The sequence below is a fragment of the Leptospira jelokensis genome (genome assembly GCF_004769635.1).
Taxonomy (GTDB): Bacteria; Spirochaetota; Leptospiria; order Leptospirales; family Leptospiraceae; genus Leptospira_A; species Leptospira_A jelokensis.
In genome coordinates, this window is sequence record NZ_RQGH01000007.1 from 1 (window position 1) to 17,394 (window position 17,394).

At 36.6% G+C, this 17,394-nt stretch carries 17 protein-coding genes and 1 pseudogene; 15 read left to right on the top strand and 3 right to left on the bottom strand.

The window, feature by feature from the left end; translation table 11 throughout:
- The first annotated feature begins 1,306 nt into the window (after positions 1 to 1,306).
- The 4 genes from tnpC (at position 1,307) to EHQ62_RS01150 (ending at position 4,658) form a co-directional block, all read left to right on the top strand.
- Complete coding sequence (gene tnpC, locus EHQ62_RS01135; RefSeq protein ID WP_167482820.1) at positions 1,307 to 2,647, top strand: IS66 family transposase; 1,341 nt, start codon at positions 1,307 to 1,309, stop codon at positions 2,645 to 2,647.
- Between the two features lie 61 nt (positions 2,648 to 2,708).
- Positions 2,709 to 3,035: a DMT family transporter gene (locus tag EHQ62_RS01140; RefSeq protein ID WP_135640437.1), complete on the top strand. Its 327-nt coding sequence runs from the start codon at positions 2,709 to 2,711 to the stop codon at positions 3,033 to 3,035.
- A 7-nt stretch (positions 3,036 to 3,042) separates the two neighbouring features.
- A complete protein-coding gene (locus EHQ62_RS01145; RefSeq protein WP_135640438.1) occupies positions 3,043 to 3,567 on the top strand; it encodes a MepB family protein in 525 nt (174 codons plus the stop codon).
- Positions 3,568 to 3,824: 257 nt separating this feature from the next.
- Entirely contained in the window at positions 3,825 to 4,658 is an 834-nt protein-coding gene (locus EHQ62_RS01150; protein ID WP_135640439.1) for an acyl-[acyl-carrier-protein] thioesterase, read from the top strand.
- A 1-nt stretch (position 4,659) separates the two neighbouring features.
- Here the strand turns inward: EHQ62_RS01150 and EHQ62_RS01155 are convergent, their stop codons facing one another.
- Positions 4,660 to 5,379 carry a pseudouridine synthase gene (locus tag EHQ62_RS01155; protein WP_135640440.1) on the bottom strand — a complete coding sequence of 240 codons (720 nt, stop codon included), beginning with the start codon at positions 5,377 to 5,379 and terminating at the stop codon, positions 4,660 to 4,662.
- Between the two features lie 76 nt (positions 5,380 to 5,455).
- On the opposite strand from EHQ62_RS01155, the gene EHQ62_RS01160 reads away from it, so the two are divergent.
- The 6 genes and pseudogenes from EHQ62_RS01160 (at position 5,456) to EHQ62_RS01180 (ending at position 11,008) form a co-directional block, all read left to right on the top strand.
- Positions 5,456 to 7,297: an ABC transporter ATP-binding protein gene (locus EHQ62_RS01160; protein ID WP_244241579.1), complete on the top strand. Its 1,842-nt coding sequence runs from the start codon at positions 5,456 to 5,458 to the stop codon at positions 7,295 to 7,297.
- Positions 7,298 to 7,380: 83 nt separating this feature from the next.
- Positions 7,381 to 7,620 (top strand): annotated as a pseudogene (locus EHQ62_RS18830) (methyl-accepting chemotaxis protein); the annotation flags it as partial.
- A gap of 42 nt (positions 7,621 to 7,662) precedes the next feature.
- On the top strand, positions 7,663 to 8,478 hold the full coding sequence (locus tag EHQ62_RS01165) for a PDC sensor domain-containing protein (protein WP_482793323.1): 816 nt from the start codon (positions 7,663 to 7,665) through the stop codon (positions 8,476 to 8,478).
- 15 nt (positions 8,479 to 8,493) lie between these two features.
- Entirely contained in the window at positions 8,494 to 8,742 is a 249-nt protein-coding gene (locus tag EHQ62_RS01170; RefSeq protein WP_135640442.1) for a hypothetical protein, read from the top strand.
- 18 nt (positions 8,743 to 8,760) lie between these two features.
- On the top strand, positions 8,761 to 9,441 hold the full coding sequence (locus tag EHQ62_RS01175) for a hypothetical protein (RefSeq protein WP_135640443.1): 681 nt from the start codon (positions 8,761 to 8,763) through the stop codon (positions 9,439 to 9,441).
- Between the two features lie 46 nt (positions 9,442 to 9,487).
- Entirely contained in the window at positions 9,488 to 11,008 is a 1,521-nt protein-coding gene (locus tag EHQ62_RS01180; RefSeq protein WP_135640444.1) for an SDR family oxidoreductase, read from the top strand.
- Positions 11,009 to 11,025: 17 nt separating this feature from the next.
- Here EHQ62_RS01180 and EHQ62_RS01185 read toward each other — a convergent pair whose 3' ends face one another.
- Positions 11,026 to 11,529 (bottom strand): DinB family protein, encoded by a 504-nt coding sequence (locus EHQ62_RS01185; RefSeq protein WP_135640445.1) that lies wholly within the window; start codon positions 11,527 to 11,529, stop codon positions 11,026 to 11,028.
- A 266-nt stretch (positions 11,530 to 11,795) separates the two neighbouring features.
- Here EHQ62_RS01185 and EHQ62_RS01190 point away from each other — a divergent pair, with 266 nt between their 5' ends.
- From EHQ62_RS01190 to EHQ62_RS01205, 4 genes are all read left to right on the top strand, one after another.
- Positions 11,796 to 13,403: an ArnT family glycosyltransferase gene (locus EHQ62_RS01190; protein WP_135640446.1), complete on the top strand. Its 1,608-nt coding sequence runs from the start codon at positions 11,796 to 11,798 to the stop codon at positions 13,401 to 13,403.
- A gap of 95 nt (positions 13,404 to 13,498) precedes the next feature.
- Positions 13,499 to 13,714, top strand: coding sequence for a hypothetical protein (locus EHQ62_RS01195; protein ID WP_244241580.1), 216 nt, complete (start codon positions 13,499 to 13,501; stop codon positions 13,712 to 13,714).
- Between the two features lie 25 nt (positions 13,715 to 13,739).
- The gene (locus EHQ62_RS01200; RefSeq protein ID WP_135640448.1) at positions 13,740 to 14,498 is read left to right on the top strand and encodes a polyprenol monophosphomannose synthase; all 759 of its coding nucleotides are present in this window, start codon (positions 13,740 to 13,742) and stop codon (positions 14,496 to 14,498) included.
- 33 nt (positions 14,499 to 14,531) lie between these two features.
- Entirely contained in the window at positions 14,532 to 14,912 is a 381-nt protein-coding gene (locus EHQ62_RS01205; protein WP_244241581.1) for an STAS domain-containing protein, read from the top strand.
- On the opposite strand, the gene EHQ62_RS01210 is transcribed toward EHQ62_RS01205, so the two are convergent.
- Entirely contained in the window at positions 14,901 to 16,544 is a 1,644-nt protein-coding gene (locus EHQ62_RS01210) for an alpha-glucosidase (protein WP_208720595.1), read from the bottom strand. The genes EHQ62_RS01205 and EHQ62_RS01210 overlap by 12 nt on opposite strands.
- 81 nt (positions 16,545 to 16,625) lie before the next feature.
- On the opposite strand from EHQ62_RS01210, the gene speD reads away from it, so the two are divergent.
- Positions 16,626 to 17,387, top strand: coding sequence for an adenosylmethionine decarboxylase (gene speD, locus EHQ62_RS01215; RefSeq protein WP_015678680.1), 762 nt, complete (start codon positions 16,626 to 16,628; stop codon positions 17,385 to 17,387).
- Positions 17,388 to 17,394: the final 7 nt, after the last annotated feature.

Consider the following 17,394-nt stretch of genomic DNA (forward strand, 5'->3'; position numbering starts at 1 on the left):
CTTAGATACTTACAAGAAAACTTTTCCGGACAGAAAAGCCCCTAACAGATCTACTATCGAACGCATTCTTAAGAACGCTGGTTTACAGGACTCTAAAAGAAAAAGAAGATCTCATAACTCAGGTCAGCGAATCTCTATGCCCGAGAAAGCGACTAGACCTAACCATGTTTGGACTGTCGACTTCAAAGGGTGGTGGTACACTCCGGACAGAGAGAAAGTTAACCCTCTCACTGTCAGAGATGATTTCTCCAAATACATTCTCTCTATCAAATGTTTTTTTGTTTTGCAATCTTTTTGACCAAGATGGGCGCTTAGAACGATAATTCTTCGGTACGTTTTGTTAGCGACTTCGCCCGCCTCCAATTGGTTCGACCAATCATCGAGCCCATATGAAAAGATTCGATTTGAACAACAAATCCTTTGGCATCTGAACCAAATTCAGAAACAAAAACCATAACGAACCAGAAGGACCATTGGATCAAAGTCTATCCAGGTAGAAGGAAGGAAGGCACCAATCAAAGTCCGAAAAATTCTAAACAATCCACCTTTAAGCTAAACAGTTACCATTTTCAAGACGGATCTCACTTCTTGTAAAAGGCTTAACCATTGCATCCAAAGCAACAATCCCATTGCTTCCTTCTTCCTGGTAAGAGAGGCTCTGTTTCAATGATCTCCGCCACCGTATTGAAAAACCTTTCCTTCCAATGTAAAATATAGGCCTCCCAAGGGCCCTGATTTCCGTTCACTGACAAATCACTGGGTCTTTAGCACTTCCAACCGAAAATTGAACCTTCTAAACCGTAGAGGGCCACTCTTATCGAACAAATTGTACCAAGAAAAGGAATCCAATTTAATCGATGTCAAAAATTTACCAAGACACATCAACAGAAAACACTGTTTAGAATTTACAGATTAGGAACTGACGAGGAAAATCCTCCGTTTATAGGATTCGAACAGACGGAAACATTGCAAAGACAAAATAGGTATGGAACATAAAAATGGCCCTCTGAAAATTTCTTTGAAGGCTCAGTGAAAAAAAAATACATAAAATACAAAATTTCTTTTTGACAAGTAACATGTACTACACGATACTTCCCTTGCTTTGGATCAATCGAATCTTACAGAAAACCCTGATCATATAAAAAACATTCACTTCAAATCGAATGAGGAAATCAATAAACAAGAAGACGTCGGAGACACTCCGAATGAAAAAGACATTCATTTTAAATTTGATCTGAATGCATTCAAATCCGAACTCTTTGGAACGAGTTCTGAATATTGGTCACCCACGGAAGTAGACGATGGATTGCTATTTAATGAAATAGAACTCATCTATGATGATGAAAAAAAACTTTCAAACGATAACAAAAAGGGAACACCGTGTTCATATACTAATGGGATTTCGCAAGTTACATCCAATCCTGGGCATTGCAGCATTCTAGACCAATTACCAGTTAAAAACATCATTCACGATATCCCAACTTCTCGTAAAAAATGCAAGTGTGGGCAAAAACTAGAATCAATTGGAAGTGAACAAAGCGACAAAGTTGATTTCATTCCCCCACAAATCAATGTCATACGCCACATTTACTTAAAGTATCGCTGCTCAAAATGTAACGACTCAGAAATCAAAATAGCATCATCAACTCCACAATTCCTTTCTAATGAGGTTGCAGATGTTGGCATGTTGGCTTATCTATTCGTATCAAAATTCTTAAAAGGAATTCCCTTCTCTCGTTTTGGAAATATTTTTTCAAAATATGGTTTTGGCATCTCAAAAACTAATCTATCTAATTATGCAATTAGTAGTTACAAGCGATTAAAGTACTTAGAAAATGATTTTTGGAAAGAACTATACACAAGTAATTATCTTCAAATTACAGAAACACCTGTTCAATTTATACAGAAAGAAAGGTTAACAAACACAACACAGCCTTATCTGTATGTATTACGAGGTATCAATCGAGGTAAGCCAATCATTCGATTTTATTATATACAAAATCAAAACAAAGAAGCTATTTCCGAAAAGTTAAAATATTACAAAGGAATTATCCAAACAAAAGGGATTTATACATTCGATGCTTTGACCGAAGAGAACTCCAAAATAGCAAATTCATGTTGTTGGGGTTATTTCCGAAAGATGTTTTCAGAAATACTTACAACAGATGAAAAACATGAGGGAGCAACTAAAATTATACAATTCATAGATGAAATCTACGAAATTGAAGATAAAACCAAACACTTGAGCCGAGAAGAAAGAAAATTATACAGACAAACAGTCTCTAGGCGAGTTATAGATAAAATTTTTGATACCATTGATAGAAAAACATTCAATAACCCTTCTAATCAACTCTATACGCAGGCAATCCAATTACTTAATTCCCATACAAACCAACTTTTAGTATTTATGGATCATCCTGAATTGCCTTTAGATACAAGTCTTGCAGAAAATGACCTACGACCATTTGCCAATGAGAATGAGCATTGGTTGTTTACTGAAAATTCAGAAGGCGCAGAAACAAGTACGTTTTTCTATTCACTGCTTGAGACAGCAAAAGCCAATGGTTATGATCCTGATTCCTACTTAAAGAATTTATGTTTAAAAGTCCAATCGGGAGAAACTCCAAAATTATTTCAAGTCGATTGATGTGCCAGTTTCATTGCTCTAAAATGGAACCCTTTCAAAAGATCAGAAAAGAATAAAAAATATGAATTGGATTCTCTTATTGATTGCAGGTTTATTTGAAGTAGTATTTGCATTTTGTTTAGGCAAAGCAAAAGAAACACAAGGATACGAAACTTATTATTGGTATTTGGGATTTTTTCTTTCCCTACTGATCAGCATGGGTTTACTCATAAAAGTAACCCAAAGTTTACCCATCGGTACAAGTTACGCAGTCTGGACAGGTATCGGAGCCGTAGGAACGGTACTCATTGGTATTCTCTTCTTTAAGGAACCAATCGAATTCTGGCGGATCTTTTTTCTTTTTACCTTGGTTCTATCCATAATTGGTTTAAAATTCATCTCTCATTGAAACACATATGATAGCAAACGTTCCAATGGAATCTGACCATCCAATACATCTGAAGAATTTACTGACTTTATTCTTAAATCCATTAAATGTATCCATTTACGAATTACAAATTGAGAAAGAAAGTTTTGAATACAAAGCTTGTCATTTCAAATGCAACCAAAAGAAAATTCTCTTTCGCAGTGCAAAACTGACACCTAAGAAAAAAGGTTTATTTGTTACCCTATGGAAACGAAATTCCAAAGGCGCAATCCAACCCTTTACTTTGAAAGACTCCATCGACCTTTGTATCATAGAAGCCATTGATAAGGACCAGATTGGTTATTTTATTTTTGATAAACATACATTACATGCAAACGGAATTATTTCGGGGAAGTCAAAAGGGAAACTTGGATTTCGGATTTATCCAACTTGGACGAAACCAGATAACAAACAAGCTCTCACTACACAAAAATGGCAAATACCTTATTTTTATGAATCGAATCCGAATGATAGCCAATGGAAGTCAATTGCTCACCTATTTGGATCTGGCTAACAGTCCAATTCTATCATTGCATATTCAACTTGCAAAAATCAAGATTGGACCTGCATCACAATACGTAAGATTCCATTCGAAAATAAGTCATAGGCCGAATTCCAAATTCTACTTTCAGTTTTTTTAATGGCGAACAGTAGACCGATTGGTTCACATAACCTTTTGTAAGATTCTGTGAGCGAATTTCATTACATTTCACAAACTGAGTGTTTCGGAATTTTTCTTTACCATTCAATGGAAACCAAAACAAAGGTGGTATGGATCAAATTTATCGGAAAACGTTAACCACTCGCCATTTTGATTTGGATTGGAACCGACATGTTACGAGTCGAACTTACGAAAAATTTGCCTATGATGCAAGATGTGAAGTCTTAAAGGAATTCGGATTCTCCATAGAATCTATGTTAAACAATTCCGTCATCATTTCACCTAATAGCTCCTATGTTCGATTTTTAAACCAACAATTTGTTAATTCGGAAATTCTGGTGGAAACGGAAGTTTTTACGCTCCCAAATTTATCCTTGTTATGGAAACAAGTGATGACTGACAAAGATGGTAAAAAAGTTTGTGAGATTGAATCCATTTCTACTTTGTTCAAAGATGGATCAATCCTCTCTATCGAAAACATACCAAAAATCGAAAATAGGACACAACACCAATTTTCAATCCATCCCAAACCAATTCAACAAAATACAATTGAACATGATTATTACATTCCTTATAGCGACATGAATTGTTTTTGGATTTTACCTGCCGATGCGGTTTGGAAAGTTTTTGAGGAAGGTCGATTTCTATTTTTTAAAGAAATCGTTGATTTCCAATTAATCAAAGCAACAGATTCCACCACTTTTTTTATGGGAGGTGAAATCCAAATTTATCACCAACCTAGTCCAGGTTCGCATATAAAGTTATACAGTTGGATCGAAAGTTTTGAAAAAATTCGTTTTTACTTTAGGCAAGATATGATTGATGGAAATGGCAAACTCATTGCGAGTATGAAAGACGAACAGTTGTTTGTTTCTTTGACGAATTCTCGACCAAAAAGAGCCCCTTCAGCCTTTTTTGAAAAAATTGAAAGGTTTATAGAATGAATCATGACCTTTGTTTTAATCTGATCTCTTCATCCTCAGTAAGTTCCCGATAACTTCCTAAACTAAGATTAGGATCCAATTCTAAATTTCCCATCTTCACTCGCTTTAAATACAAAACCTCTTTTCCCAAACTTTGGAACATCCTTCGGATTTGTCGGTATTTCCCTTCTTTCAACCAAACGGTGACAACCTTAGGATGATCTGGATTGGGAATGGCAAGTCTTGCAGGAAGAGTTTTATACCCATCATCCAATACAATTCCATTTTCAAAACATTTGATATCATCATCAGTCACTTCATCTGAAATCTCAGCATAATATTCCTTTTCAACAAAATGTTTAGGAGATGTGTAATAATGTGCCAACGTGCCATCAGTTGTGAATAATAATAATCCTTCCGTTTCCTTATCCAACCTTCCTACTGGAAACAAATTCATATTCTGATGGCGCATTGAAAGATAATCCATAACCGTTTTCTCTTTTGGATCTTCTGTGGCAGTGATGCAATTTGGTGCTTTATTCATCATAAAGTAATAAAATTCTTTTCGCACCAAAACTTCTTCATTAAAAATGATCACATCTTCTAGTGAAACTTTAAATCCTGGGTCTTTGACAATTTGCCCGTTCACTGTTACACATCCTTGGTAAATTTCTTTTTTCACATCTGAACGTGAACCCAAACCATAATTACCAAGGGCCTTATCTAACCGCTCTTTTGCCATCTATGATTAACATAGAAAAATAAATCTGAATTTAGAAAAGTGGATTTCTTTGTTTTCCATAGAAATAAAACAAAAAATGCTACCGATTCGGATTCATAAAAACAATCTAACCAATATGTTCGGAACTTTTTACCGTATCGTTCAATCCTCTAAAATTGCATTCCACCTATCATACAAAAGTTCAGCAAAACTTACAATCCTCATCACTCTTTTGACAATCTTAAATGGTTTATTCCCCTCTACCCTCGTTTGGATAGGCAAACTGATCATTGATTCAATTTTAAATGCAAACAGGAATTATACGAATTGGAATGAAATTTTACAATCAGAAACAGCGATTTATGTTTACTTAGAAGGGATCATCACCATTCTTTTTTTTGGATCTCAAAAACTTTACTTTTTGTGTACAACCTTACTTAGGATCAAACTTGGACAAGAAGTGAACGAAAGGATTTTGTCAAAAGCCATCACTCTGGAACTGACACAATTTGAGAATTCGGAAACCTATGACAAGATGACACAGGCGCGATCCGAAGCTTCATCCAAACCACTATCGATGGTGAATCGTTTTTTTACCATCACCCAATCTTCTATCACAATCATTAGTTTTTTTGGATTACTTGTAAAATTATCACCGATTGCGTCTCTCATTCTCATCATTGCAGCAATCCCTACCTTCATAGCAGAAACACGATTTTCGACTCACAGTTTCCGATTATTCCGATGGAAAGCCAAAGAAACAAGAGAACAAGTATACCTTGAAACATTAATGGCAAGAGAGGATAATGCAAAAGAAATTTTATTATTCAACTTAGGAAAAGAATTTTTAAGTCGTTATCAAAATAATTTTCAAAAGATTTATTCAGAAGATCGAAAACTAACGATAAAAAAATCAATTGTAAGTTTTTTGTTAGGTCTCATTAGCCAATTAGCCTTCTACGGAACGTATGTATGGGTCATCAGTTTAGCCTTAGAAAAAAAAATCACCTTAGGTGAAATGACAATGTACTTGGTAATTTTTCGCCAAGGCCAAACCACCTTTGCCAATGCTTTGTCTGCTTTTGGTGGGATTTACGAAGATCATCTTTATATCGAAAACTTAATGGAATTTTTAAATCTACCGGTTTTACGAAAATTTGGTAAATACAAAAATCAAGATTCTAAATCGGGAATCATTTTTGATTCTGTTTCATTTCAATACCCAGGTTCCCAAACAGATTCACTAACAAATGTTAGCTTTGAATTGAAAGCGGCAGATAAAATGGCAATCGTTGGTGAAAACGGATCAGGAAAAACAACATTAATAAAACTCTTAACACGTTTGTACACACCCACCTCAGGTACCATATACTTAGATGGTGTGAATTTAAATGATTGGGAGGAAGAAAGTTTACGAAAAAGGTTCGGCGTCATCTTTCAAAATTTCGTCCAATACCAATTTAAAGTAGGTGATAATATTGGTATGGGTGATGTGAAAAAAGCCCAATCGGAAGAAGAATGGGTACATGCTGCAAAATTAGGCATGGCCCATGACTTCATCAATCGACTTGACCTCAAATACCACACCCGCCTTGGAAAATGGTTCCAGGATGGAAGGGAACTATCTGGAGGACAATGGCAAAAAATTGCACTCTCAAGAGCCTTTATGAGGTCGGAAGCTGATATTCTCATATTGGATGAACCCACTTCAGCAATCGATGCAGAAGCTGAAATGAAAGTTTTTGAACATTTTAGAGAGCACACTCTTGGAAAAACTGTCATCCTTATCTCACACCGGTTTTCTACCGTAAGGATGGCAGATAAAATTTTAGTTTTAGAACTAGGTAAAAAAACGGAATGGGGAGACCATCAAAGTTTACTGGCAAAAAAAGGAAAATATGAAAAACTATTTCGATTGCAACAGGCTGGATATCAATAAGATTTAAGCCGACTCCGATACTTTAATTAGATCTAAAGCATGAGGTTGGTGAGAAGATGGATGATAAATATTCCAATTTGGGGATGCGAAAACTCAAAGAACTGATTGATTCCTTTGGCGAACGTTCGAAGGAAATAGGTTCCGTCGCTTCATCGATCCAACAGGTAGCAAAGCAGACCAACTTACTGGCGCTAAACGCTTCAATCGAAGCAGCTCGTGCAGGGGAACATGGACGTGGGTTTGAAATTGTCGCCAACGAAGTTACAAAACTATCGTTTCAAACATCAGAGGCCACCAAAAAAATTTCCGAAATTTTATCACGGATCAATTTAGAAAATTCGGAAGCGAATGCAGATGTTTTAGAGATGGAAAAACAATCCATCGTAGAATATGCAGAACTATGGGCGAATAATATCGCAAAAGAACTGGAATCAAAGTTTTATATTATGGCGACATCCCTTTATGGATTAAAGTTTTTAATCCAAAGTTTGGTTCATGCCAATATCGGGATGAAACGAGAACACCTTTTACTTATATTACAAGAATACCTAATCCAAAACGAACAACAGTTAGCTTATGCTATTTGTTGTGAACCAAATGTGATCGATGATAAAGATGCGGATTATGCCAACAAGGAAGGGCATGACCCAAAAGGAAGGTTCGTTCCCTATTGCCATCGACATACAGGTAGAATCTCTATTGAACCTCTCCAAGGATATGATGTTCAGGGCGAAAATGATTGGTATATCCTTCCTCGTGATTTAGGGCAAGATGTGATGATGGAACCTTACGATTATCCAATCGAAGGGAAAACAGTAAAGATGACAAGTCTTATGACCAATTTGTTTTTACATTCTAAATTTGCAGGTATCCTGGGTGCGGACTTTTCACTAGAGCAACTTCAGAAAGAATTATCGCCCAAACAATTATTTGGAGTTGGAAAAACATCTTTGGTTACCTATGAAGGAAACTATGCATCCAATCCTGAAATGGAAAAATTAGGTACCCGAGTCGATTCACTTCCAACCGACGCCTTCCTTGCCATCCAAAAAGGAGAAAGTTATACCTATATCGATTCCAACCAATTTGCTCGTATTTTAAAACCAGTGAGAATTGGACAAAGCAAACGACCATGGAGTATCTTAGTTGAATTCAATATTATTTCCATTTTGAAAAAGTAATTCGTCTAATAACAGATGGAAGAATCAAGAGACGAAAACCTAGAAGCCCAAATCATTACTTTGTATAAAGAAAAAGAAGAATTAGAACTAAGACTTGGAACTTCTGATACGGATGCAATTTTACAAGAATTTGAATCATTAGGAAAAGAATTATCAAGATTATATTCGTTCAAAGAAAATTACAGAAAAGTTGATACAAATTTGATTCGGATCGATTCCATACATTCTGCTTACATTCCAAAAAATCGATTCGAAACAACTTAAAACGAAACAGGGGTCATAATGGAATTAATTTTCATAAAAGACAAATTAACCAATCATTCGTTTACACGGTCTGTTTCGGAAAATTTAGATGATTGGGCCATTGGTTTCGAACAAAACCAAGAGCAAAAAAAGCAGATCCAAGAATGGTTTGATTCAGTGATCCACCAATTCATTCATATTCTAGATGATGTGGAAGTAAAGGAAGAACTGAGTGTCCTTCTATTTTCAAAATATGTAGAACTAAAATGTTATTGGAAACAGCTAAATACCCAAATCCAATACCAGAATTTCAACCGAGGGGACGCGGATCCAGATTTAATCATCAAAGCTTCCCTTACAACTTATATCCTCATCGCATTAGAACCGATGATCCATGAGGAGGATTTGACTGAGATCCAACAATTTTTAGCCAAACCAATCCGAGAACTCATGATTGAGGAAACTTCGCAAGAACTCATTCAAAATCATTCTGATGAGACCGAAAACTATTTATTAGAACAACAAATTGAAGCCTTGTACTATGACAAAGAAAAGTTACTTTTACAATTAAACTGTACGGATATGGCAGGAGTCATCGAAGTGATGCAAAACATGCGAGACCAAGTCCAAAGTTTAAAACAAGAAATGGAAGATTCATGCATTCTGGATGGACAAATCCGTTTTACAGGAAAACGAAGGATACGGATTCAGAAAATCTAATCCAAAGAGAGTTGCCCTAGCCCAATGTTCCTAAAATTCTGGTTTTATGGACATTGATTCTTTACTTGGTGAATTAAAAACACTCATCAATTCACCCAAAGAACTTGTAACCTTACCAGAAGAAAAACGGCTGGAACTTATGATCCTCTGCGGAAAAATTTCCAGACCAGATCGAAATGAAGTTCGTAAGCGAAATCGGACTGTCCGAGTTGAAAAAAAACAAATTATCAAAATCCAAGAGAAACAAAAGACTGCATTAACCGGCATTAGACGAGCTCGTGAATCGTCGGTTTTCAAAGCACCTTTACAGATTTCCAATTCTGCTGGTTGGTCCTGGGATACGGCGACAGAGTTATTGCAACCTAAACCATGTTATATTTGTAAAACTCCATTCACCAAACTGCATTTTTTTTATGACTCAATGTGCCCATCCTGCGCAGAGTTAAATTATTCAAAACGATACCAAACCGCTGATTTAAGGGGAACTGTGGCAGTGATCACAGGTTCGCGGCTCAAAATTGGGTACCAAGCCACTCTCCTCCTGCTTCGGGCCGGCGCAAGGGTGATCGCTACGACAAGATTTCCAATTGACTCTGCCATTCGTTTTGCAAAGGAATCCGATTTTCATTTGTGGAAGGACCGATTACAAATATTTGGTTTGGATTTACGCCACACTCCCAGTGTTGAAATTTTTTGTAAGTTTTTAGAAAACCATTTAGAAAGATTAGATATCCTCATCAACAATGCAGCCCAGACAGTAAGAAGGCCACCTGGTTTTTACGCACATCTTTTGGAAATGGAAAGTACTGCCATTTCTGACTTACCAACTGAAACTCAAAAACTGCTTAACTTTTACCAACATTGCAAAAACGAATTGGACTCCTATCGTTCCGATACAGAAATGAAAGACACCGCAACTGCACTTGCAGTGAGTTGGAACCATAAAACTCCAGGAGTAGGCATTCGTTCTTCAGCGGCTCTTTCCCAAATCCCTTATTCTCATGACAATTCTCATGAGTTAGAAGCAGTTTTCCCTGAAGGGAAGTTAGATGCAGATTTACAGCAAGTTGATCTTCGCAAAACAAATAGTTGGCGACTTAAATTAGGAGAAATTAATACTTCCGAAATGTTGGAAGTGCAACTTGTCAACGCAGTGGCACCCTTTGTATTGTGTAATCGATTGGTGGGTCTTATGCGAAAAGATAATACTGGGAAAAAACACATCATCAACGTTTCTGCTATGGAAGGAAAGTTCCATCGTTTTAAAAAAGAAGATCGCCACCCCCACACCAATATGGCAAAAGCCGCACTCAATATGATGACTCATACTTCTGCAGAAGACTTTGCAAAAGATGGGATATTTATGAATGCAGTTGATACGGGATGGGTGACAGATGAAGATCCTATTGAACTTGCCAAACGAAAACAAGACCTACATGACTTCCAACCCCCTCTCGATATTGTGGATGGTGCCGCAAGGGTTGTGGATCCATTGTTTGATGGAGTGAATACAGGCAAACATTGGATCGGTAAATTTCTAAAAGATTATTTCCCTATCGATTGGTAGAGTCATCCCATATCCAATTAGGTAGGTGAAACCTGTTTTGCATAAAGGGTCGCAGGCGAATACCCAAAACGATTCGGAACAGTAAACCCGTATCCCTTTAAAATCATTGCGATGATGGCATAATGGTGCACGGTATGAGAGACTAGGAAAAGTAATTCTCGTTCGATTGTGGAAGATAAAACAGGTTTCGGAAACTCTGGATTGTAATTTTGAGAGACAAGAACCTGCCCTTCGGGAATTCCATTCTGTAGTAATGCTAAGCAGAGCGTCCCTAAGATTTCCAAAGCATAGGTACGATTTGTTTCGAGTTTTAAATTTCGTTCCCGTTTGTCATAATCAATGTAACCTCGGGCAATACCTTGCAGAAACATTTGGTAGTGTTCTATGATGTGGCGGAAATGTTCTCCTACCGAAGAAAGGCCATCATCCCTTTCCGAATGGTAGAAATCATCTGGTAAAATTTCTAATAGTGCGATCCCTTCCTTCAAAAGGATTTCATTTTCTTCATACAAACTTGGCATCTTTTTCCCAACTTAGACCCGTCATCAAAAAACTGTCTCAAATTAATTTTGCCAAAAGAAAGAATTCTTGTTCTCAATTTACCGTCTTTTTGGTGCAAAAAAACCTCATTCAGCGAAAAAAATCCCTTAAACAAGGGAAAATGAATATTAGTGAAAAAAACGAAGAGAAAAAAAGAATTTCTGTATCGGTTCCATTTCCGAAAACTTCCATTTTATTATATTGACTGACCAGTCAGTATCTCTGTTTATGGAAAACAATGGTTATCATGGTTCCCTTAATCAGTGGCCTTCTACTTCTCATTTTTGGAGCCATCATCAGTTCACCCGATGCCCCATTCCCACAAGGGGATGAGATCATGCACATTCGTTCGATTCGGGAAAGCCTGCAGATGGGAAGTTACTGGATTCCTAGCCTATCTGGTATGCCAAACCCATACAAACCACCTTTACTCTTTTGGTTGGGAATGGTTTCGGACCAAATCTTTGGTGTGGGGTATGCCCCGGAACGACTCGTTTCTTTGGTTTTTGGTTTGGGAAGTTTGTTCCTACTCTACCGATTGGCATATCTCATTCGGAATTCAAAAATAGAAGCGGCCATCACAGCCATTCTATTTGGATTTTCCTTTTTATCTCTAAAATTCTTTGGCCTTCTTATGATGGAAGGGCTGATGGCATTTTTTGTTTTGTTTTACTTTTATCATTTTTACCTCTATCGAAAAACGAAACGTAAGGTTTATTTGATTTTGGGAAGTTTTGTCTCAGGAATTGGGTATTTATTAAAAGGTCCCATCCTTCACGTGTATTTATTTTTATTCATCATCAGTTATTTTTATGTGAAGGTGATTCGTTTCCGAAAAGGGAAAATAAATATCAATTGGAAACATATCTTAAAGGAAAAATTCATAATTTTGTCCTTTGGGTTCACGATCCTTGTTCCAGTGATTTGGATTTTATTTTTGTATTTTTATGTGCCTTCAGGTAAAGACTTATTACGATTTTTCTTTATCACGGAAAATGTAGGGAAGTTTTATTCTGCAAACCAACCAGGGATTCGCATATGGTTTGGCTGGATTCTCTATACGATTCCTTTTACGATACCGATTTTCCATATGGTTTGGAATTCTGTTTTCCAAAAAAATCAAATAAAACACCAAATCTATGTACAAACAATTTTAGTATTTTTAATTTTGGTGACAAGTTTACACCTGCTCCCCAATCGAAAGGACCCATATTATGTGACACCTTTTATTAGTTTTTTATTTTTACTTCCACTCATGAATCGTATGAGTTGGGAATCATACCTATCCACAAAAACAAATCGATTCTCAATTTTAATTGTATATTTCGTACTCGTAATCATCGCAATCTTATTGAGACTCCCCCAGTTATTTGTCGTTTCACTTTTTGGCACTGTCATTGCAGGAAGTTCATTTTCTTTGAATCATAACAATACTAGATCCTTTTGGATGATTATACTCACTCAAATTGCAATCATTCCAATTTTGATCTTTTTTTTACTCCGTCCCATGTCGGATCCAAACTTACCCGAACAAACGTTAGAAGCCAATCAAGAGAACATTTGTGTTGTGGCAGAGAATCCTTGGACGGCTATGGATGTACAAAACAAATTAGAGTCAGCAAAAATTCAATTTTCACTCCCTTTAACCATAGAGGAAAATTGTAATCATACGAATTATCTAATCAATTATACGAGTAAGGAAGTTCCCCAAGGTTACATAATGGTGAATTCTTGGTACCACTGGACACAACACTTACAAATGGATGTACCAACTCTATTCAATTCAATTTTGAAAATGGATCTATCAAAATTCAAAACAAAAATTTCACTATGGAAACGAGGGGTTGGCATTTGAAGAAATATGGAATCTTAGTTTTAATTTTGTTTTCGGTCACGATTTGGGACCTTTCCAAGAACAACCTGATGCATTTTGGGAAAAAAGTTTCTACAATGGAAGCACCTAAATGTAAATCAATGTGTGAATCAGTAAACCGATGTTTGAGTGCAGAACAAAAACAATTACAAGACCCTAAACTTGTTCAGTTTGCATGTGAGATTCTTTGCACAAAACAATACCAACTGTTTGAAGGTTGTTCTCAGGCTATTTTAACTTCCTGTCAATCAGGAGAGGTATGTATTAAAAATTTAACAAAGGGGCTTTTTTAATTATAAAGAAGTTGAATGACCAGTCATGCAAGATAAAACAAGTATCATCATTCCTACATACAATGAAGCAGGAAATATCAAAAATTGTGTAGAAACAATCACTCGTATCTTAGAGAAACATTCAATTTTATTTGAAATCATCATTGTGGATGATCATTCTCCCGATGGAACCTATGAAGTAACAAAAGTAATGGAAAAGTATGACCCGAGGGTCAAACCTTTTGTAAGACTTACAGAAAAAGGATTAAGTTCTGCAGTTACTTTTGGATACAGTAAGGCAAGTGGGGACAAATTGATTGTGGTGGATGCGGATTTCCAACATGATTATAACAAAATTCCAGATCTCATACATTTATTAAAAGACAATGATATTGTAGTGGCGACAAGAAGGAGTCAGGATGGAGGTTATGGAAATTTTCCCATCTTACGTAAGTTAGCAAGCCTTTTCGCAACCAAAATATCAGAATGGCTATTCCCTGTTAAAATTTCAGATCCGATGAGTGGTTTTTTTGGAATTCGTAAATCCGTCTATTTAGACACAAAAGACAAGTTACACCCAAGGGGTTATAAAATCCTTTTTGAAATCTTAGGAGTTGTCAAAACAGACAAAATCGCTGAGATCGGTTACACTTTTGGACTGCGCACTTGGGGGCATTCCAAATTGGATTCCTTTGTGATCTTTTATTTCCTATGGGATTTGGTTTCCATCAAATGGAACCAATGGAAAGAATCCCACCGCTTCTTTTATGGTGCAAAAGGTAGGAATTCTCACATCCATCCCTAATTCCAACTTAAGTGAATTTTGAAAAAAGGTGGATTGAAAAGATTTTTTTTAATTCGTTTTTTCTTTGAGATTCCTAAGGTATTTTATTTGATTACCGTAGATCATTTTGTGAGGGACAAAATGGTTACGGACATCATTCACGAAAAAAGTTACCGAGTGGAAACCAATCGTTTGGATTTATATTCTGCTAAAAGTTTAGAAGAGGAGATGGCAAATCTCTTCCAACCAGGAACCATTGCAATCTACATTGACTTTTCCAATGTAGAAGAAGTATCTTCTGCAGTGCTTGGATTAATTTTATACAAAAAAATGAATTACCAAAAACAAGGTGTCCGGTTGTACCTTGTCAATGTAAAACCACAAATCCAAAAGATCTTAAAAATTTTAAACCTAAGCCACCACCTACTCCCTTGAAGGTTTGGATCCCATCACTTGTAATATCATACCTGAAAGCGAGGGCAATTCTAAAAACGAACCACTTAGTATCGAACCACCAAAAGCATAAATCAGTTTTGTTTTGTTTGGAATTCGTATCTTTTCTCTGCTATTTCCAAAATTTAGATACACATGTAAAATCGTATCTTTATACTTTCTTGCAAAACACAAAACATCATCTGATTCCATCTCGATGGTATCCAAACTCCCTTCTCTGATTGTCTGCCACTCTTTACGAATTTGGAACATGACTCGGTAGTGGTTCCACAAAGATTCTGGGTCTTTTTTTTGAAAGGCAACGGTATCTTCTTTTTGGAATGTTCCCAGTGGCAACCAAGAGGTTCCAATGGTAAAACCCGCATTTGGGGAATCATCCCATAACATTGGTAAACGGCAATTGTCTCGGTTGATATAAATCCCAAGTAAGTTTGATAAAAACAAAGGAACAAACCGATTCATTTTAGCAATTGGATCCTTACCTTTGAAGTTGGAAATTCGCCCCTCACCCCGCCCAATTTCTTCTCCATAATAGATGATGGGAACACCTCTGACTAAAAATTGAAAGCAAACAAGAAGTTTTGCTTTGTTTCGATCACCACCGATCCGATCGATGTATCGCCGTTGGTCATGGTTCCCTAGGACGTACGTTGGAGTATAAGGACTTGGAAAGATAGTTTCATTTTTTAAAAGTAATTGTTTAAAAAACTTTGCTTGGAATTGGAAATGGATGAGTTCAAACTGAAACACTAAGTTTAGGCCGTCGGCTTTCTCTCCTAAAAAAGATTTTAAAACTTGGTCGGAACCACTTACCTCTCCAATGAGGAATGGTTTGTGTTTATACTTTGTTATATGTTTTCTTACTTCTTTGGCAAAGGAAAAAGATTCTGGTAAATTTAGATTGTACTGTTTTTTTTGAAAGAACGCCTCATCATGGTTATCTGGTGTGGGAAAAAACCGAAGACTAAATGGATTGTCTTGGAAACTTTCATCTTTGTAGATTGAATTGAAGATATCCAAACGAAATCCATCCACTCCTTTTTTTAACCAAAAATCAAGGACACCGAACATAGCTAATTTGACCTTAGGATTTCTGTAATTGAGATCAGGTTGGAAGGATAAAAAATTACTATAATAGTATTCGTCCGTCGTTTGGTCATAATTCCAACCCGATTTTCCTACCATTGAAATCCAATTATTGGGAGGTTTTTTTCTCCCTTTTTTCCAGATGTAAAATTCTCGTTTTGGATTTGTTACCGAAGATTTGGATTCCAAAAACCAAGGGTGTTTGTCAGAAGTATGGTTCATCACCATATCAAGCACCACTTTCATTTTCCGTTTGTGGATTTCTTTGATTAAGCGATCACAATCCTCCATGGTTCCAAACCGAGGGTCGATCTTTGTGTAATCAGCAATGTCATAACCAAAATCTTCTCCTGGGCTCTGGTAAAAGGGAGAAAACCAGATCGTCTCTACCCCCAATTCTTGGATTTCATCCAATCGTTTGAGGATTCCCTTTAAATCCCCGATCCCATCCCCATTGGAATCCTGGAAGGACCAAGGGTAAATTTGGTAAATCGAAGTTTGTTTCCACCATTCCATCTTGTTTTCCATGACTTTTCTAAATTCCTTTCGTTATTTCAGTTGCTTCTTACCTAATCACCGAATTTCTGTTCTTTATACAAGCAGGTAGCAATGGATAAAGAAAAAATCAAACTTTCCGGTTTCAACAATCTGACAAAAGTTTTGAGTTTCAACCTCTACGATTTTTGCATCACACTCGATGATGAACAAAAAGGTAGGTACGTAAGTTATATCCACGACAAATACAATGCTAGTAAAATCACAGAGATATCAAAAGAGATCGTAAAACGAATTGATGCCAATATCCTTTCGGTTTCGGCTCAGGATTACGATCCAGTCGGTGCTTCAGCGATGGTCCTTATGAGTGATGTGAAAGGTGGCGGGAATCCCATTCCTTCAGCGCAAGTGAGTATGCATTTGGACAAATCCCATATCACAGTCCACACCTACCCTGATGCGGCTGATCCAGATGGAATTTGTTCTTTCCGAGTTGATATCGATATTTCTACGTGTGGTGAGATCATTCCTCTTGACTCCATCAACTTCTTATTCGAAGCCTTTGAGTGTGATGTGGTTTACATTGATTATGTGGTCAGGGGTTACACAAGACTTGCTGATGGAAGGAAAATTTACAACGACCACCACTTCAATTCCATCCTTGATTTTATCAAACCAGAAATCAAAAGAAATTATACTTATCTATCCGATATCAACATGCCACAAGATAACACTTGGCAAACCAAGATGATGATTCGTGAACTCGGACCTGAAAACTATTTATTAAATCCAGAAGACATTTCTCATCCAGAAGTGCAAAACAAAATGAAACTTCTTAGGGAAGAGATGAAGGAAGTTTACCACATGATCCATTGATGGATCA